Here is a 20,360-nt window from a genome sequence, read left to right on the forward strand (position 1 = left end):
AAACCGAGATGTGCGTCCGCGACGATGCAGAGCGAAGCGAGGAGGAGGCTCGGCGCACAACACGCATAACAACCGTGCCCGAGATGCGGCAATGGTTGCGCAACTGGGTAGGTAAGGTCGTTGGGAAATCGCCCGACGACATTGACGAGTCGGTGCCGATGGTGGAGCTCGGACTGGCGTCTCGGGATGTTGTGGCGATGGCCGCCGACATCGAAGATCTGACCGGCGTCACCCTGTCGGTCGCGGTGGCCTTCCAGCATCCGACCATTGAATCTCTAGCGACTCGCATCATCGAGGGTGAACCGGAAACGACCGACGACGAAACCGACGCCTTCGACTGGTCGCGTACCGGCCCCGCAGAGCGCATCGACATCGCGGTCGTGGGTTTGTCGACGCGGCTACCGGGTGACATGAACTCCCCCGAGGAAACCTGGCGGGCGCTGCTGGAAGGCCGTGACGCCATCACCGATCTGCCCGCAGGCCGATGGTCGGAATTCCTTAGCGAGCCACGGCTGGCGCAGCGCATCGCGCAGGCCCGCACCCGTGGCGGCTATTTGAAAGACATTAAGGGTTTTGATTCCGAGTTCTTTGCTGTAGCCAAGACCGAAGCCGAAAACATCGACCCGCAACAGCGGATGGCGCTGGAACTGACCTGGGAGGCCCTCGAGCATGCCCGCATCCCTGCGTCGATTTTGCGCGGCGAGGCCGTCGGCGTGTATATCGGCAGCTCCACCAACGACTACAGCTTCTTGGCAGCCTCGGACCCAACGTCCGCCCACCCCTATGCGATCACCGGTACCAGCAGTTCTATTATTGCTAACAGGGTGTCGTACTTCTACGATTTCCGTGGGCCGTCGGTCACTATCGATACCGCATGCTCGAGTTCGCTAGTGGCAATTCATCAGGGCGTGCAGGCACTGCGCAACGGCGAAGCCGATGTGGTTGTGGCCGGGGGTGTCAATGCCTTGATCACGCCGATGGTGACTCTTGGTTTCGACGAGATTGGTGCGGTGCTGGCTCCTGACGGTCGGATCAAGTCTTTCTCGTCGGCCGCTGATGGCTACACCCGCTCTGAAGGCGGGGGCGTGCTGGTACTCAAGCGGGTGAACGACGCTCGCCGTGACGGCGACCAGATTCTGGCGGTGATCGCTGGCAGCGCGGTAAATCATGACGGTCGGTCCAACGGTCTGATTGCACCCAACCAAGATGCTCAGGCCGACGTGCTGCGCCGGGCCTACAAGGACGCCGGTATCGACCCGCGCACCGTCGACTACATCGAGGCGCACGGTACCGGTACCGTCCTGGGTGACCCGATCGAGGCCGAGGCTCTGGGTCGCGTCGTCGGTAGGGGGCGTCCCGCCGATCGGCCGGCGTTGTTAGGTGCAGTGAAAACCAATGTGGGGCACCTGGAATCGGCGGCCGGTGCCGCCAGCATGGTCAAGGTGGTGCTGGCTCTGCAGCATGACAAGCTACCGCCGTCGATCAATTTCGCTGGACCCAGTCCGTACATCGACTTCGATGCGATGCGCCTGAAGTTTATCGACACGGCGACTGACTGGCCGCGCTACGGAGGCTACGCGTTGGCCGGGGTGTCGAGCTTCGGTTTTGGTGGCGCCAACGCGCACCTGGTGGTGCGCGAAGTGTTGCCGCGGGATGTCATCGAGCCTGAGCGGCAACCCGAGACCCCTGTGCCGGCAGTTACCACGACCGAGACAGCCGCACTGGAAGGCCACGTGCTGCAGTTTGACGAATGCGGTGAAATTACTACCAACGTCACCGACTTTGAAGAGTCCGATTCTGAGCTGCCGGGCATGACCGAAGAGGCGTTGCAGCTCAAGCAAGCTGCACTGGAAGCGCTTGCAGTAAAAGAAATTACGGCACCCTTGATTCCGTTGGTGGTGTCGTCATTTTTAACCTCACGCAAGAAAGCCGCCGCCGCCGAGCTGGCGGATTGGATGGGCAGTCCGCAAGGCCGTGCGTCGTCGCTGGAGTCGATTGGTCGATCGCTGTCACGGCGTAACCACGGTCGCTCTCGCGCAGTAGTGCTGGCCCATGACCATGACGAAGCTATCGAAGGTCTGCGGGCGATTGCCGAGGGCAAGCATCGGCCGCATGTGTTCAGCGTTGACAGCCCGGTGACCAACGGCCCGGTGTGGGTGCTCGCCGGGTTCGGTGCTCAGCACCGCAAGATGGGCAAGAACCTGTATTTACGCAACCAGATCTTTGCCGAGTGGATTGAGAAAGTCGATGTCCTCGTACAAGATGAGCTAGGCTACTCGCTGCTTGAGCTTATCCTAGACGATGCGCAGGATTACGGCATCGAGACCACCCAGGTAACCATTTTCGCGATTCAGATCGCACTCGGTGAGCTGCTCAAGCATCACGGTGCCAAGCCTGCAGCGGTGGTCGGCCAGTCGCTGGGCGAGGCTGCGTGTGCCTATTTTGTTGGTGGGCTGTCGTTGCGCGACGCGACTCGAACGATCTGCTCGCGCTCGCATTTGATGGGCGAGGGCGAGGCGATGCTGTTCGGCGAGTACATCCGTCTGATGGCGTTGGTGGAGTACTCCGCCGACGAGATCAAGACGGTGCTCTCCGATTTCCCCGATCTCGAGGTGTGCGTCTACGCCGCACCCACCCAGACCGTCATCGGTGGTCCGCCTGAGCAGGTGGACGCGATCATCGCCCGCGCCGAAGCTGAGGGCAAGTTCGCTCGCAAATTCGCGACCAAGGGCGCCAGCCATACCCAGCAGATGGATCCGCTGCTCGGCGAACTCGCTGCGGAACTGCAGGGCATCAAGCCGATGAGTCCGACTGCCGGCATCTACTCGACGGTGCACGAGGGCAGCTACATCAAGCCCGGCGCCGATCCGATCCACGACGTGGATTACTGGAAGAAGGGGCTGCGTCACAGCGTCTATTTCACCCAGGGCATCCGCAATGCCGTCGACAGCGGCCACACCACGTTCCTGGAGTTGGCGCCCAATCCGGTGGCGTTGATGCAGGTGGGTTTGACTACGGCTGCGGTCGGCTTGCATGATGCCCAGCTGATCCCGACGCTTTCCCGCAATCAAGACGAAGTTGAGTCGATGATCTCGACCATGGTGCAGCTTTATGTGTATGGCCATGACTTGGACATCTGGACTCTGTTTAGTCGTGCTGTTGGACCCGAGGATTACGCGGACATTCCGCCGACCCGGTTCAAGCGCAAGGAACATTGGCTCGACGTCCATTTCGCCGGATACGGTTCGGTGTCCATGCCGGGGAACCATGTCGCATTGCCGGATAGTCGACACGTCTGGGAATTCGCCCCCCGGGACAAAACGGATCTCGCGGCGTTGGTGAGAGCCGCTGCATCGCAAGTATTTCCGGACGCACACTTGACAGCTGCTGAACAGCGTGCGATACCCGGCGATGGTGCACGGCTGGTGACGGTGTTGACTCGGCATCCAGGCGGTGCCTCGGTTCAGGTGCATGCTCGCATCGACGAATCCTTCACGCTGGTGTATGATGCATTCGTTGCGCGGGTCGGTCAAGAATCGGTTCTGCCGGCGGCAGTAGGTGCGGGAACGGCGATTGCTTCGACCACGGCGCCGACTGCGCCCATCACGGGAGATGTGGTAGCTGCCGAGGAGTTGGACGTAGAAACCCTGTCAGACAGCCTGACCAAACGTTACCTATCGTCCGATATGGGCAAGTGGTCAATCGATTCCGGCGAGACCATCGGTCACCGGTTGAGCACGATTGTGGCTGCGGCCATGGGTTACGAACCTGAAGACCTGCCCTGGGAGGTGCCGCTGGTCGAGCTGGGTCTGGACTCGTTGATGGCGGTGCGGATCAAGAATCGTGTTGAGTACGACTTCGACCTGCCGCCGATCCAGTTGCAGGCTGTACGCGACGCTAATCTTTACAACGTCGAGAAGTTGATTGAGTACGCGATCGAGCACCGCGACGAAGTCGAGCAGCTGCATGAATACCAGAAGACCCAGACGGCAGAGGCTATCGCCAAGGCGCAGATGGAACTGCTCAGCATCGTGCCACCGGCGACGCTACCCGCTTCCGAGGCGCCGATTCCCCCGCCGCCCACGGACCCGACTGGCCCGCCCAGTAACGGGGCGCAGTCCAATCTGGTAGCAGCTGCGGAGGTACTCAACTCCGACGTACCGCCGCGTGATGCTGCCGAGCGGGTCACCTTCGCTTCCTGGGCGATCGTCACTGGAAAGTCCCCAGGCGGCATTTTCGATACGTTACCCAAGCTGGATAGTGACACTGCTGCCAAGATGGCGCAGCGGCTCTCCGAGCGCGCTGAAGGACCGATCACTGCCGAGGACGTGTTGACGTCGGAGAACATCGAGGCGCTGGCCAACAAGGTGCGCAACTATTTGGAGGCTGGGCAGATCGATGGCGTCGTCCGCACTATCCGACCCCGGACCGAGGGCCCTGCAGGTGAATCCAGGGTGCCGGTGTTTGTGTTCCACCCGGCCGGCGGCTCGACCGTGGTGTACGAGCCGTTGCTCAAACGGCTGCCTGCTGATACCCCGATGTACGGCTTCGAGCGGGTTGAAGGCTCGATCGAAGATCGTGCGGCGGCCTACGTGCCGAAGTTAATCGAGCTGCAAGGTGATGGGCCCTACATTCTGGCCGGTTGGTCGTTGGGCGGGGTCTTAGCCTATGCGTGTGCGATCGGGCTGAGACGCGCGGGTAAGGAGGTCGCGTGGGTGGGGTTGATCGACGCGGTGCGTGCGGGCGAGGAGATCCCGCAGACCAAGGAGGAGATCCGCAAGCGCTGGGACCGCTACGCGCGGTTCGCCGAGAAGACCTTCAATGTTGCCGTCCCGGCGATCCCTTATGAACATCTTGAGGAACTCGACGACGACGGCCAGGTCCGGTTTGTGCTGGACTTTGTCAGCCAAAGTGGTGTGCAGATCCCGGCTGGGATCATCGAGCACCAGCGCACGTCGTATCTGGATAACCGGGCGATCGACACTGCCCAAATTCAACCATACGACGGGCATGTCACCTTGTATATGGCTGATCGCTACCACGACGATGCGATCATGTTCGAGCCACGCTATGCCGTCCGTAAACCGGACGGCGGTTGGGGAGAGTACGTTTCCGATCTCGAGGTGGTGCCAATCGGTGGTGAGCACATCCAGGTCATCGACGAGCCGATCATCGCTAAGGTGGGCGAACATATGAGCCAGGCGTTGAACAAGATTGAGGCTGAGCAGAAGGCGCCTAAATGATTACGAAGAGCACAGCTGAGAGCCTGGCTGAGCTTCGCGCTCGGCTGGAGTTAGCCTCCGAGCCTGGAGGTGAAAAGGCTGCCGCCAAGCGCGACAAAAAGAGTATCCCAAGTGCCCGGGCCCGCATTTACGCACTGGTCGATCCAGGCACGTTTCTTGAGGTCGGCGCGCTGACGCGCACTCCGGGCGATCCCAACGCGCTCTATGGAGACGGCGTTGTCACCGGACATGGCCTCATTAACGGCCGGCCGGTCGGGGTGTTTTCGCATGACCAGACGGTCTTTGGTGGCACGGTCGGCGAGATGTTCGGCCGCAAGGTGGCCCGGCTCATGGAGTGGTGCGCGATGGCCGGATGCCCGATCGTCGGCATCAATGACTCTGGTGGCGCAAGAATTCAGGACGCGGTGACTTCGTTAGCATGGTACGCCGAGCTGGGTCGCCGACACGAGCTGCTGAGTGGAATTGTGCCGCAGATCTCTATTATTTTGGGCAAATGCGCTGGGGGAGCGGTGTATTCGCCGATCCAGACTGACTTGGTGGTTGCAGTGCGTGGCCAGGGTTACATGTTTGTTACTGGCCCTGACGTCATCAAGGACGTGACCGGAGAAGATGTGAGCCTAGACGAGTTGGGTGGCGCCGACTCCCAGGCTAGATACGGCAACATCCACCAGGTAGTGGAGTCCGAGGCGGCCGCATTCAGTTACGTGCGCGATTTCCTGTCATTTCTGCCGCCTAACTGCTTCGACAAGGCGCCGATCGTGAACCCCGGTCTGGAGCCTGAGGTTATGGCGCATGACCTCGAGTTAGACTCGATCGTGCCGGATTCGGACAATGCGGCATATGACATGCACGAGGTTCTGTTGCGGATCTTCGATGACGGCGATTTCCTGGACGTCGCCGCACAAGCCGGACAATCCATCATCACCGGTTATGCTCGTGTCGATGGCCGCACTGTTGGTGTGGTGGCTAGCCAGCCTATGCACCTGTCTGGGGCGATTGACAACGAAGCCTCCGACAAAGCTGCGCGGTTCATCCGGTTCTGCGACGCGTTCAATATCCCGTTAGTTTTCGTGGTAGACACGCCTGGGTTCTTGCCGGGGGTAGAGCAGGAGAAAAACGGTATTATCAAGCGTGGCGGCCGGTTTTTGTATGCAGTGGTGGAGGCCGATGTACCGAAAGTGACCATCACGATTCGCAAGTCTTATGGCGGCGCGTACGCGGTGATGGGATCCAAGCAGCTGACCGCCGACTTGAACTTTGCCTGGCCGACCGCGCGTATCGCCGTGATCGGTGCTGACGGCGCCGCGCAGCTCTTGATGAAGCGCTTCTCAGATCCGAATTCGCCGGAGGTGCAGTCTATCCGCAAGACCTTCGTTGACAACTACAACCGCAACATGGCGATACCGTGGATTGCTGCCGAGCGCGGGTTCATCGATGCTGTGGTTGAGCCGCACCAAACTCGGCTGTTGCTGCGCAAGTCGCTACATCTGTTGCGAGACAAGCAGCAGTGGTGGCGGGTGGGACGTAAGCATGGACTCATTCCGTTCTAGGGCGATTTTGCCGGTGAGCACAAGGCCTGTCGGCTTTCAGTAAAGCGCTATACACATGCGCTATCGTGTGTTCCAAACGCCCACCGCTGCAGGTTTCTTAGCTTTGCTTATGATTAGTGAATCGGAGTAGAAGTAGCTTGCTAATCTGCAACTTTGCGTTATAGTAGGGACTAGTCTGTGCTATCCAAACTTGAATGAGAACTTGCTGACCATGAAATTTAATGATGTGTAAAATAATGCAGATACTATGATTGCTAATGCTTACACCGGAGTAGAGAAATGTTATTTCATATGCTTATGAGCACGTTGATAAGTACGTTGCTGCACCAGCGGAGTGAATACTAAATCGAGCCAAGTCAGATAAAGTTCTATCGCATGAGATAGAGCGCTTTTCCCGCTAGTTTAACCACATGTTTGACACTACTGAAGTGGTGGGACGTGATAACGGGCCATTGGTAATCAACGGTATGGAAAAGCGGAAATGAATCTGGGTTGTTCTCATGACTCTGCGGCTATAGTGTTGGTTGCAGAGCAGAAATTTATTTGCTGCTGATTTCGAGTAGTTCACCACGTTGAAGTGCAGACACGATGTCACTGAATAATTGGCTGGCGTATAGCTTGATGACGGAGTCGATGACTATCGCCGCAACCGAATCGACCAGTTGAATTTGCTAATCCGGAGTCTGTACGTGGCACGCTCCGCACTGCCCCGCTAGCCCTTATAGTATCAACGCGCCGTCCACAAGTTTGTCGAAACGTTCCAGCGTCTTGTCGGTATTAGTATTAGGTTTATATTGGTGTAGTTGTCACCGGACCGCGGTCGGCTAGATGGCGCTTATGCATACGGTCGGGTAACGAATGCCCTGCGGCAGCCGCCCCGGGTGGCTTATTCCTCAGGTAACCTGCTTGGTGAGCAACCCACCGACGTAAACATCTTCCATTAACTAGGGCCAGCGGGAACTACTCGTGCCTTGATGAGGTTCGCTACCAGGCGCGTGGTGGCCCCATCATAACCGTCGTCGGAGACCGACCCCGTGTCGCGTAGCTGCGCCAGCAGCGTCTCGTGTGCGTGAGTCTGTTGTAAAATCATGCCGGCTAGCGAGACACAGAATGTTGTCGAGGCCTTACCCGATGGTGTTTATCTGCATATCACGCAGCAGCCTGATTACCGACCAGTGCTCGATGTAGCTGTCGCTTCTGTGGTGATCCCAAGCCGGCCCACCTTCAGTTTGGTGACCGGTCACCACGATGCGTTGCCATATGCTACGGGGGCTGGCGGCGGCAGGCCGATCCGAGCGACAGCAACGGTTAGTTTGGCCGCATTCGTCACGATGAAAATAGACCACCGCCCAGGCATAGCACAGCGACTCAATCAGGGCGCGAGACGCTTTACCCCCAGCTCGACCCAAGCTATCTAGAGCTCTGCGGCGTTGGTCAGCTTTCCAATTCATGTGGCTAAGTCCATTGCCATCGCTGAAGGTATCCTCGCCGCGTCAACCTGCCCGTCGAGCTATCTTCTCCAGTGCCCGATCGGAGTCGCTGATTCTTTCGGTCAGCCGCTGACCAGCCGGCCCGCTCATTTACCGGAGCCGAATTTGGCTAGCTATACTCCCGCCCGTCTGGCTGTGCGTAGGCGGTTACCAGCCTGTTAGACCATTCCGCTGCTAGGGCCTAGTGCGCAGCATTGCGATATCGGCCTGATTGAGCAGCTAGTTGGACGCGAGCATCACCAACGATGAGCTCACCTTGGCCGCTCGCGTGTCGGAGCGTAGTGTCTGCTGCTCATCCAACATTGGGCTTGGACTGCGTGAACGATCCCTTCATGATGTCGCGGCTAATGGCATGTCCCCAGCGGTTGAGCCGTGGCGGAAGTCAGCGACCCCTCCCGTTGCATAGTGTGTAGCCGCCGCCAACCCGTCGTACTACAGGTGGTACGTTAAGGTGAACTGCAATGTGGGACTGGTTAGGTACCAATTGCGCCCTGCCGCACCGTGATAGTTGTCCGTTTAGTAGCGCGGCACCTTTTCTTCAATGGAGAAGGGTGACCTACCCACAGGCTCTAAGTCATACTTAAATACATTCCAGGTCTCAGGCTATTATACCGGGGCTGGTCGTTGCGTGATTTTGCGGTGTCGAATTTCACGAGTTTAGTTATATTGTAGCGGTAGCTTTTTGGCGAATGCATTCAACAGTGATTGTGATCGCTGAGAAGGCGGTATAGATGGTGAGCTGGCCACGGTCTCAGGGCTCATAGATCCTATCGACCACTTGTTGCCGCGTAGGCAGAACCAGACCTGGGATATCTGATGTTTGGCTGTCGACGTGGTGCTGGTGCTCGTTTTAGTCGGAACGGATGAGTTTACTTCGAATATCCAACAGTTGTGCTGAGCGGCGACGCGTCGCCAGGTGTCACTTTGAGTTGATTGACCTATTCGGTGATCGAAGGCAGTCCTACTTGCAGTTGATCGGTGGCCAGGAGGAAGCTCACTAGGGCCACTGCCGCGGTGAGCTCACCGGAATCAATTAGGGGCTCTTAAGATAGTGTAGCTGCACCGTCGCGTAGGAGGCAGTGCTACTGACGACTTACCAGCGCTGGGAAGGCCGGAGCCGACGATGAAGCCAGGACTGAGCAAATGCCTTCTCCAATAGGCGGTTGGTTGCTGCATCGTGTTGAGCAAATCTCGTCCGTTAGCATGGAATGACGTTTTGGTCGGTGGGCCAGCTCGGATCCTATTGGCGTGTTTTGGTATGTTGCGTGGCCGTTTTGCCGATGATGGTTCGGGTTAACTCAACTCCCCATTTTACCTGTGTTTTCATCGGAGCGACGATGATCTTTGTGTTGTTTGCGATTGGATTCACCAGGATGGGGCGGTTTGTCGGTGATGCGAAAGCGTTCTACTCGTATATCCAAACTGATTTCGACCATATCCGGAGTGTCGGAGTCACCGTGCTAGCGATCAGTAGCTGTTTCCTACGGTTGGTTCCATCAGCTGCTATCTGGGCGCGGTGACCGCTAACACCGTTGCCCACATGGGTTGCCTGGGTTCACCGCGGTGGTTGTGAACAGTGTTGTTGCTGGTCTTTACCGGGTGTTGTGGAGCTACCGCGACATCGAACTGAGCACCAAGGTGCTTGCCTGTAGGCTCGTTGCCGAGTGCGTTGTCGTCGGCGTCGCGCTGGTCGCTGCCGGAAAGCATCTGGAAGGAACGCTAGATTGGCCATGTTTGATCTGGCTGTGCTGTTATGAGGTGTGCCTGTCGTTAGGGGTGATATTTGCGTTCTTGTGTTTTGTTGGATTCAAAGTCACCGTTGTTTTCGCAGCTAAACGATCGCCCCGGAACGTATCCTGCTGGCCGTCGCATACATCGCAATGATCGGGATCGGACTGTTCTATGTCGCCTTGCCGTGGGCCCTGGCGGTCGGTGCGTGCGTGGACATATTGTAGCGGCCGCTACTGCCGATCCGGTGAATCTCGTTGTGGGCATAGCCAAGATTCATGTAAGCTTGGCTATATAGGACACGATGCAGCTGTTGCCCAGCCTGTCCGCCTGCACAGACTTTCTATAACGTATCAATTCGTTCTTGATCGCGGTAGCTTGCTGCTGTCGCAAGCGGTGGGTGTTGTTCACGTCAAAAACGGTTTACTTGCGCCCACATCACTAGCCAAAACGATCGTTACTGTTGTTGCGGCGCTGCGGATCGTGGCGGCGCGAATGGATCCGGTCACGCAGATCTACTCTTGGTTGTTGGGAATCGCCACCTTGGGGGTGGTGTTGATGCCGCAAACTTCGCTGACTGTGGTGGTTTTCTTTTTGGCCGCAGTCAGATATCGGGGCATCTACGTTGGTGTCAACACGGATCGTGCCGATGACTATACTGGTCCGTCTGGCCTGGATCGCGTTCTCAAACTTTGTCTTGCTCGTTGGCGATGTTGCGGCTAGCCCAGGGTTGCTGGCGGGGATTGTTTCAGTTCATCGCGGCCATGATCCTCTGGGGACTTCTGTGAACTCGTAGCTTGCATGCTTACCGAGCAGTTAGTCAGCCGACACCGATGTCTGCCGGGCATGAGGCATCGAGTGGCGTTTTTTAGTCTGCACGGCTCGTTATGACGGAACAGTGGCCCCTGGAACCGTCTGCTGAGTTGACCTCGCCGCGACAGCTAGTATGAAACCGAACAGTGACTTCTCGCTGGACTTGCCACGGTGCGGAAGAACATGCTCCCAACGTTGCTGTACGTCTTCTACGTCTGTGCATGTTTTCGCCGACCGCCTGTTCATGGTGTGTACTGATCAGCCGGCGTGTCAACTATTGGCAGTTCGTGTGTGCGGTGCAGGTTTTTGCAGAAGCCCTCACTCGTGACGGGGTTCGGGTGCTGAGGTCGAGTTTCGGTCTTCATGTCGAACCGGCCGCAGTGGCCAGTTGCCTTTTAGGTGCATTGCTGGCCGGTGCGATCGTGGTACCGTTGTGTTCCTGGTGGACCCATCCGGGAGCTAGATTACGCGCTATAAGATTGCTTTGTTCGGGTGGTCATCACAGATTGGGAAAAGGCTTGCCTGTCCTCGGACATTCGTCGGGTATCGGTGTTCGGCGGGTGTACGTTACTGAAGACAGTATTGCACTGGGCCACGATAACCCTGCTGTTGTGGCGCTCGAGAAGGTGATTAGCGACTAGTCGGCCTGGGATGGTCTGCCCGATGCGCCGCCGATGTGCCCCTTCTTTGTCGGTGCCTTTGTTTCGTGCGATCGGGTTGGTGGTGCTCCTCGGTACCTCCCGCGCTAGTCGGCGACCGGTTCACTTATGTTCCCGCTCTGGGATCCTTTTGCTGCCCTATGCCTGATTGAACATGAACGGTGCACCAGCATCGGTAGTATGTTACTTATTTCTGGCATATTTTGTGTAACCGCGACCGTGCACAGTTCAGTCTGTCATCGATAGAAACGGTCAACTATGGTGGTGCCCCAGCATTATCGCTAGCACACTTGATGACCGACACCTGGCAAGACTCTTTGCCGGACAAGAATATTTCGCTCACTTCGATAGCTGTGGTTTGGTGTTGCCTACCGGAGAAATGATTATCGTCAGTGACACTGGAAGACCTGTGGGCCCTACTCATGTCGGCAAGCTATGGGTATGCAGAGACAACGTGATCGCTGGCTACTAGAATAACTCTGTCGCTACCGCTGATGCGTTCACCGATGGTTGGCTGCACGTTGTAGATTTAGCCCGAATCAGCTCCTAGGGATATCCGATTAGCGTCGATCGCAAAGAAGACATGCTCATCAGCGGCAGGAAAACATCTGTAACCGTTGAAATCTAGCCGTGCTCTATGTGCATACCGCTATTGTTGACGTCGCTTTTTATCCTACTAGCTATACCCCCTTAGGGGAAGAATCCGCCGCGGTGATCCACCTGGCTGCGCCCGATGCCGATATCAGCCCCAACGATCTATCCTTCTGGCTCGCTCAGCGCATGGACCGATACAAACTTCCGGTAGCAATAACCGCCGGTGAACGCTGCAAGATCAATGGAAAATCATCAAATATACACTGCAACAGTATTTCTCCTAACACCCTAAGCCGGACCTTTCTTGACGGGAGATTTCGTCTCACACTCAAGGCTGGACCGTGTTCAATTCGGTGATCGTTAGTAGGATGGACAGGACCAGGGTGGGATCGAATTCCGCAATCAGGCTTTTGGAGTACCTCGGTTACCCCACGACGACAGACCAACGCTAGTCTATATGGTATGTTATGGTGTGCTGGCGGTCACCACGTATGCGTCTAGCTCCAGGTCCTTGAAGATGTCCGCCTCGCTTCTGATGCCCGAGTCGAATACGATTCTGGTTTGATCTCCGACCGCGGTAACGATGTCAACCAGCGCATCGGCTGCCCCGGTGACTGAATCTATTTGCTGTCCAATGTGGTTCGATACGTCGATGCTTTCGACGCCGAGTTCGGCGGCGGACCACACGGCATGCTGAATACCCTTCAACAAGATCGGCAGCCGAGTCCGTTTTTGTAGTTAGGCGATGTTGTCCCAATTAAACTTTGGGTGCGAATAGGTCGCCAAAAACGTTTCTACGCTGGCGCGGGGCACCGGTGACACCAGGTTGCTGAGGAAACTACCGGGCATGTCCCGCTCTGGGGAGATCAATGTCCGTAATACCTCGATTTTAGCTACACGTCGGGTCGTCGACCGGACCGATGCTTTGTGACTGTCCTCTCGCTAACCGACTGGGCGAATGCGGTGTCGGAGTAGTACTGCGCGATGCCGATAGCTCGGGCAAATGAAAAAGATATCGAGATCATTTGACTATTAAAATAATTAATATGGTTTCTAAAATAACTTCTAGGGAGTAGTAATTGAGGGATTTGGCGCGTCGAATCAGACTAGCTATGATCGCGTCGTTAGTGGAAAGGTACGGTTGAAACCAGAGCGGCGGGTGCTCGTTGCCTGTTTACCGGGTAACGTTATCCATTTCTGCCACGGTGTCTTTCATCGGCGCCGAGCTTTGGTTTGGGAAGATGTATAGTACCTCTATGGCAGTGGCGGCCGAGCCGATCTCAACGTCTACTTGGTTGCGCATCAAGTCGGCTGCTCTGACCAGAATCACCAGCGACGTATGCCCAGAATCGTTTTGAAATATTTTGCTAAGAAAGGAGATCCAACGCCGATAAATTCATCTTCACCACCAACGAAGATGCGTGTCCGGCCACACCTGTGCGATAGGTTGTGTTTTAGTGGCCTCTGCCAGGATGGGGTGGTGTAATGAAGTCACGGCTTAATCCGGATTTTGCCCGGTGACCACCATCCGCTGCGGGTAGCGGTGTCCAAGCCGAGCTGCGCGGGATGGGTATCCACAATGGGGTCGAACTTACGCAGTGAGCCCCAATCACGGCCCCAGTTGCGGGACAAGTATGTGGACATCACATGGGCCCGCAGCAGCAGGTCGGTGATGCCTAACAGGCCACCGTTGGCGCCGTCTTCCCAGGTATCGGTATCTATTTTCTTAGCTGAGTAGTCCGGTGTTATGCGGAATTTCGGAATATCGGTGACACCGTTAGCGTGCAGCATTGGCTGCTGACACGGGAACGCCAGCCCGACCTCCCAGTCCAGCAACACCGGCTGCGACGAACCGACGTATTCTTGCAGCGAGCTCAGTTCCGGCACCCGCGGCGGGGTCACCGCGATCCAATCTTCCGGTGTCAGGGAGAGGTTCTCGGCCACAACTCGGACCGCAACCGCGTCGACGGGCATCTGGGATCGCGCGAAGCGCAGGTTACGCCACGCTTTTGGTTGTTCGCCGTACAGATCATCGGGCACTAGTCGTCCCGCTGGCACCAGGCCGCCGTCGGTACTGGGCTCGCCGTATTCCAGCACGACGGTCTGTCCATACGTGTGTCCGTGCAGCACGCTGTTACCGGTGATTTTCCCGGCGGCTGTTATCACCACCAGAGGATGTCTGTCGTCGGGTTTAGGCAGTTGGTACCAAGCGGAGGTAAGTCTACTCTGTTGTTGGGCACCGGTGGTGTAGGTACCTGCGAGCGGCACCCGATTGGGGTTAAGGCCGTAGGGTAGCGGGACCACCGATCCATTGATGCCCGGCGCTTTCAACTTCGCCGGGGCGTCCCAGTCGTAGTCGGTGCCAGGCTGATTGGGTGTTACTCGAATCGCTTCGGCCACTGTGTGTTCCGGCACGCCGTTCGGTGTGAAGCCGATCGCGTTGACGCCACCCAGTGGCCCCAGCGGGCCGTAGTTGCTGGGCAGCGCCGTCATGTAGCCCGCGTTGCTGTCCGGCTCGACGAGTACGTCGTCGGCCAGGCCGCATCCGCCAGTGAACGCTCGTATGTTGGCCCACCCGTTGGAGTAGGTAGGGTACTGTCGTACGATCCCGGCCACCATCGATGCTATGAAAACCAACGTCATTAACCCGGCTGCGAGCGGGATAGGAGCCCAGAAAGACGTCGTCCAGGTCCGGATCAGCCGACCTTCCCCATGCTCGCTGGTTGTTAAATGCAAATAGGCCACATAGAGTGCGACAATCGCAAAAAGTATGAAAAATATTGTGCTGAAAGTTATTCCGTCAATGCGTGGCATGGCATTATTAAACGGAACGCCGTAGCTGGAGACATACCACCAGCCGTTGGTGGTCGCGAAGCACAAAGTCATGACGAATAACAGTGCCGCCAGGAACGCCATCCGATTACGAGACCACCGCAGCACCTCATGGGACACCAGTACGGTTGTCAATGCGGCTATCGCCGAGCCTACCGCGGCGAACAGCCCGAAGTGATGCACCCACTTGGTTGGGGCGAATGTCAAGAAGAATATGGTACCCAGGATGTTGCCGATGAGACGCCACACCGGACCACGAGCTAAACCGGGAATTCGTTTGCGGCGCAACATGATTAACACTGCAGTGAACAGGCACAGTGTGGTGATCAAGAAGCCGAATCGGCGTGACAGTGAACCGTCGACAGTAGGCAAGATGAGGTAATAATAGCGTAGGTTCTCTGTGTACCATGCCTGCGCAGGACCGATTGCGGTTCGAACCTTGGTGGCCTCCAACACCGTTGCTAGCGTTTGCTCGGCGAATACCACAGTGAGAACCACGGTGCCAGCAGCCAGCAGTGGAGCTACCAGCGGACAGATTCCGACGACGCGGTGCCTGCGCACCAAAATGCGCAGCATCGGTCGACCGCCAGCCAGCAATGCTGCCACCGCGATCAGCCCGGTCGGCTGGATGCCTATCGTGAACGCCGCAGCCAGAGCAGCCAGCGCCGCTGGTGTCATGCGACCGTAGATAATTGCCCGCTCAATGAGCACATACGTGATTAGCGCGCCCAGCGTGATTTGGCCTTCAGGACGCAGCCCGTTGTTGAAGGGCATCCACGCCGCTAACAACACTAACCCGGCGGCCCACAACGCGGGTTTGAAGCTCGCAACCGCGGGACCTAGTCGTGGCAGGACTTCGCGTGACAAGAGCAGCCAGCATGCCATTCCACAGATCAAGTCGGGCAGCCGGATCCAAATGCTGGCGTCGCTGACATGGGTCATAAGCGCTAGTAGGTTGTAATACCAACCGAAGGGGTCTTCTGGGCTGCCGAACCAGCGGAAATAGTTCGCCATGTAACCGGAGTGGTCGGCAGTGCGCGCCATCTGCATCTGATAACCGTCGTCGGAGGAGTTTGCGCCGATCACATGCCACAGCAGGAACCCGAATATCACCGCGGCATCGGTCAGTGTGAACGTGCTCCACCTAGCCGGAATGAGCCGACGTATCCGCCGGCCATCCAACTGGTCGAGGCGCCACAGCGCGACCAGCGCGACGCTGGTAGTAACGATTGCCAACACCATCGCAAACCGTTTTAGTGTCGTTGGTGTGCTAGAGAACCGGGTGTCGATGGTTGCCGACAGCCGCAATCCGAACGGCGCGGCACCGGTTAGATCAGTGAACACCCCGACGATTTGCGGGCGTAGGTTCGGATCTGGAAAGCCGCCATGCAGCGGATTGCCGGCTGAATCGGTTAACCCGACGAAGGTGGCGAAGGTGCCGGCGTGAGTCGACGTGACCTCGATGCTGGAACATCCGGGGGTGCCTGCGTCCCCAGCCACCTGGTTGCGCGGCACACTCAAGATCACTACATTGCGGTCGGTGACGTCCACCCGCTGACTGTTGACGACGACGAACAACGCGTTGAGGTTAGCGTCTTTCCCCTGCTTGGGCGCGGTACCTAGGACCACCCCGCCGCTAGGTGGCAAGGCGTCGACCACAGCGCACGGCACGGCGGCGGTCATGTCGACCGGTGTTAACGAAATCAACGGCGCTGTTACATTATTCAATTGGCCGTTCTGTGGCCAGTTCAGCGTTGCCGTTGTCTGCACCACCGGCAGCAGCGGTGTTGCAACCGACAACACGAAGCCGATCAGCCCGGCGATGGCAGCAACCCTACGCGCCACCCGCACATTGCGGCTGGTAGTGCGGTTTGCGATTGTGACTCGGTGTGCGGAGTACATCACACTCACGGCAGTGCCCTAATCGATCCTCGCCGGCTCCAGCCAGGCACTGTGATCGTTCCCTGCTCCACAACCGCCTCTGGTGCCTGGTCGACGGGTATTAGCCGGTAATACTGTTCCACCGACCCCCAGTCTCGGTACCAGTCGCCACGCAGGTACGTCGAGATCGTCGAGGTTCGCAATAACGCCTGCAGGAACAGGAAAGGCCCGCCGGCCTCGCTGGATTGCCACAGGTTCGACGATGCAGCTGTCTGTTTGTGGTCGGGCAGTATGCGGTACTGCGGGAGTTCGGCAATGCCAAGGTGTTCGGAGAATGGCCGCTGGCAGGGGAAGTTCGCCGCGGTAGCGATGTCCATCAGCACCGGGATCTGAGACCCGAGCAACTGCTGCAGAGTTTGTAAGATCGGTACCCGCGGCGGCGTGAATGCTAGCCATTGTTCCGGGCTTAGGTTCGGGTCGTAAGCCACGACGCGTGCCACATTGGCCTCCGGTGGTGCCCAGGTAAGCGGGAACCGCAGATTGCGCCATGCCGGTTGCGGCCCAATATCGATCGGCATCACCTGCGCGAGTGGTTGGATGGTGCCGTCGGGACGGGTGACACCCCACTGCAGTTTGAGCGATTGTCCGTAGATGAAGTTGCCGTCCTCTTTGTAGGACCAGATGGCACCGGCGGCTGAGATTACCACCAGCGGTCGGTCCGCGATGCTTTCTTTCCAATGAAGCGGCAGCTGATACCAGGCTGAGGTGGCTGAGGCGGCGAGTGTGTTTTCGCCGTAGCTGCCCATCACCGGTGTACGGGCCGGATCCAGGCCGAATGGCAGCGCCACATGCGACCCGTTAACCCCCATCGGGCCTTTTCCTCCAGCGGTGCCCGCGGAGTCGCTGAAAGTGACGTTGGGTTTGTTGGGGGAGGCGTCGGAGTTGACCAGTCCGGGTTTGCTCACCACCGGCTCGGATTTCAGATCGTCGTTCACGCCTTCGGGTTTGAAGCCGATGGGATTGATCCCGCCCAGCGGCCCGGTAGGACCGAAGGTTTGTCCCGGAGCCGGCTGCAACATCCCGGCATTGGGGTCGGGCTCGGTCAGCACGTCATCGGCCATAGCGCAGACGCTGGGTGCGAGCCCAGCACGGAGTGCGGCTAGGTTGGCCTTGGCGGTGGTGTATAGTGGGTAACGGGCCGAGGCTCCTTTGGCCAGCGAGCCGACTTCGCAGATGACCAGGGTCGTCGCGGCTACCAACAGAGGGGTCGTCGTCAGGAAGCGGTTGCGGCGGGTGTTTTTGACTTCGGTGTGTCCGGTATAGCCGAGCCGTAAGTGTTCCCTGCCAGCCAGTAGCCCGGTCAGGATTGACAATGTCAGGAACATCGACGTCACCGGGTGACCGGCGATGACGGGCTGGATGTCGAACCAGGGAACCCCGTAATTGCCGACGCCGAACCAGCCGTTGATGCCGGCGGTGGCCCACGCCAGCACGAACAGGAGCGCAGTGATATACATCGCCAGATTGCGACGGTTGTGTAGGCTAATTCGGGCGAAGGCGAACGCAGCAATAGCACCGAGTGTGCCGGTCAATCCGGCGAACGCACCGAACTGGATGGCCCACTTGGTGGGCGTGAACGTCAAAAGGAGCAGGCTGGCTGCGGTGGTGCCGATAAGTCGCCAGGTAGGGCCGCTGGCTAACCCCGGTACCCGGCTTCGGCGAAGTACCACCACCAGAACTCCGAACATGCACAACAACAGCACCAGCACCGGGAATCGCCGGGTCATTGAGCCGTCGGCGTTGGACTCTACCGTGAGGAAGTAGTAGCGCAGGAAGTCTTGGTAACAGGCTATCGTCGGCCCGACCTTGTACTTGATGCGCGCCGACTCACCGACTGTGGCCAGCGTTTGACTATGGAACACCACCAGGGTGATCAGCGCCAAAGACGCCGCCAGCACCAGCAGTGGTGCCAGCAATCCGTCGGTTACTCGGCGTCGGCGCATAATCTGGGTGATAGCTCGCGCCCCGGCCAGCAGCGCTGCGATAGCGATCAACCCTTGTGGTGCTAGGGTCGCGGTCAAGATTGCGACCACTACTGCAGTCGCGGCCGAAGCCAGTCGCCGCAGTGCGATAGCGCGTTCCACCAGCACCCAGGTGAACAGCACCCCGGCCGCAATCAGCGGTTCGGGACGCAGGCCGTTGTTGAACGGCAGCCACGCGGCCAGGAATACTGCACCCGCGGTGAGCACCGCCACCCGGTTGGTTGATAGACCACCCTTTCCTGGGCCCAGCCGCCGTAGCACCCAATGGTTGATTATGAGCCAGCATGCGATACCGGCTAGCGTGGCCGGTATCCGCATCCACACACCGGCGGTACTCACCGTCGCCAATTTGGCCAGCACGGTGAGATACCAGTCGAACGGTGCCTCTGTTGCCCCGAAGTATCGATAATAGTTGGCTAAGTAGCCGGCCTCCGGCGCGACTCGCGCGATGGTCAGGTTATAGCCGTCGTCCGACGAGGTGGCGCCGATGATGTGCCACAACAGCAGCGTCGTGAGCACTCCCCCGTCGGCGATCCTGGTGGCACCTCCTGCTCGTGGAGGAGTCGCCAGGATGGCGCGCCACCGGGCCAGCCAAACCATCGGAGCCCGCCAGTTGATCAGGCGGTGGCCGTTCCGGTTACGTCGGTCCAATGCCGCCAGAGCTAGAATAGCGATTAAAATCGCCAGAGTCCCTAGGCCTACCGCGATATTTTTGATCGCGGTAGGCGTCGTGATAAAGCGGGTGTCGATGTCGATGCGGGCCGACAGCCCGGGCTGTGCGAGCACTGTCAGGTCGGTGAAGATCCCACCGAATTGTGGTTTTTTCTCGGTTTTTAAAATTCCTGAGGCGCCTGGTATTCCAACAAAATCCGCGCCTACGCCGCGAGCGTTGGCCCAGATGTGCAAGAAGCCGCAGTTGCTAGCGGTCACCGCTGAGCGTGGTGCTACCGCGGCCACCGAATCCCGAAACGCAACGACGACCACGTCTTTGTCGGCGCGCACGACGAGCCCGTTTTTGCCGGCATCCGCACCACCAGGGGGCAGCGTGGAGATCACCAGTCCGGCGCTGGCGGGTAGGGTGGCCATGGCCGAACAGGGAATCGAGATATCTAGCGCGCGTGGTGCCCCGGACACCAGTGGGGCAGTTATTTGGGTTACGCGTCCATCCGTGGTGGCACTTTGCGGCCACAGGATCGTCGCCGTGGTTTGTTTGACCGGCAGCAACGGAACCACGACGCACATTAGCAGACCCACGATTCCCGCAACGATGGCTATCAACCGGCTAATCCGTTGCGGTGGTTTATGACCATCATGGGGCACGAGGGTCGATCGTAAGCGACGCCGCTGTGTCCGGTGAGGATACGGGGTGATGCAGACCTTAGTGGGACTGGCCTAGCCGTGCGACCCGGGTGGCCTTTCCGGCGCCACCGCGCTTCGGAGATAACCGAAGGCCGGCCGGCCATCGCCATCAAGAATGCTGCGCCAGGACCGGTGATCTTCGGGACACATCCGTGCACCCAATCGAGGT

8 protein-coding genes and 2 pseudogenes are annotated in these 20,360 nt (G+C 58.3%); 4 read left to right on the top strand and 6 right to left on the bottom strand.

Features of this window, described 5'->3' with window-relative positions; all coding sequences use genetic code 11:
• The first annotated feature begins 8 nt into the window (after positions 1-8).
• Together pks13 and MLPF_RS00490 are read left to right on the top strand one after the other, a co-directional pair.
• Positions 9-5,243 (top strand): polyketide synthase Pks13, encoded by a 5,235-nt coding sequence (pks13, locus tag MLPF_RS00485; protein ID WP_420329564.1) that lies wholly within the window; start codon positions 9-11, stop codon positions 5,241-5,243.
• A complete protein-coding gene (locus MLPF_RS00490) occupies positions 5,240-6,793 on the top strand; it encodes an acyl-CoA carboxylase subunit beta (protein WP_045842239.1) in 1,554 nt (517 codons plus the stop codon). Before pks13 ends, MLPF_RS00490 begins: the two co-directional genes overlap by 4 nt.
• A gap of 1,267 nt (positions 6,794-8,060) precedes the next feature.
• Here MLPF_RS00490 and MLPF_RS16700 read toward each other — a convergent pair.
• Together MLPF_RS16700 and MLPF_RS00495 are read right to left on the bottom strand one after the other, a co-directional pair.
• Positions 8,061-8,138 (bottom strand): annotated as a pseudogene (locus MLPF_RS16700) (hypothetical protein); the annotation flags it as partial.
• A 1,648-nt stretch (positions 8,139-9,786) separates the two neighbouring features.
• A complete protein-coding gene (locus MLPF_RS00495) occupies positions 9,787-9,990 on the bottom strand; it encodes a hypothetical protein (RefSeq protein WP_045842242.1) in 204 nt (67 codons plus the stop codon).
• A gap of 399 nt (positions 9,991-10,389) precedes the next feature.
• Between MLPF_RS00495 and MLPF_RS00500 the strand changes: the two genes are divergently transcribed.
• Positions 10,390-10,734, top strand: coding sequence for a hypothetical protein (locus MLPF_RS00500; protein WP_045842243.1), 345 nt, complete (start codon positions 10,390-10,392; stop codon positions 10,732-10,734).
• A 608-nt stretch (positions 10,735-11,342) separates the two neighbouring features.
• On the top strand, positions 11,343-11,465 hold the full coding sequence (locus MLPF_RS15400) for a hypothetical protein (protein ID WP_282435821.1): 123 nt from the start codon (positions 11,343-11,345) through the stop codon (positions 11,463-11,465).
• Positions 11,466-12,542: 1,077 nt separating this feature from the next.
• Here MLPF_RS15400 and MLPF_RS00505 read toward each other — a convergent pair.
• From MLPF_RS00505 to MLPF_RS00520, 4 genes and pseudogenes are all read right to left on the bottom strand, one after another.
• Positions 12,543-12,803 (bottom strand): annotated as a pseudogene (locus MLPF_RS00505) (alpha-hydroxy-acid oxidizing protein); the annotation flags it as partial.
• A 448-nt stretch (positions 12,804-13,251) separates the two neighbouring features.
• Positions 13,252-13,407, bottom strand: a complete 156-nt coding sequence (locus MLPF_RS00510; protein ID WP_237755927.1) for a hypothetical protein — start codon at positions 13,405-13,407, stop codon at positions 13,252-13,254.
• A 161-nt stretch (positions 13,408-13,568) separates the two neighbouring features.
• Positions 13,569-16,811, bottom strand: coding sequence for an arabinosyltransferase domain-containing protein (locus MLPF_RS00515; protein ID WP_045842259.1), 3,243 nt, complete (start codon positions 16,809-16,811; stop codon positions 13,569-13,571).
• A 5-nt stretch (positions 16,812-16,816) separates the two neighbouring features.
• On the bottom strand, positions 16,817-20,152 hold the full coding sequence (locus MLPF_RS00520; protein WP_045842247.1) for an arabinosyltransferase domain-containing protein: 3,336 nt from the start codon (positions 20,150-20,152) through the stop codon (positions 16,817-16,819).
• Positions 20,153-20,360 lie beyond the last annotated feature (208 nt).

The organism is Mycobacterium lepromatosis (assembly GCF_000975265.2).
Lineage (GTDB): Bacteria > Actinomycetota > Actinomycetes > Mycobacteriales > Mycobacteriaceae > Mycobacterium > Mycobacterium lepromatosis.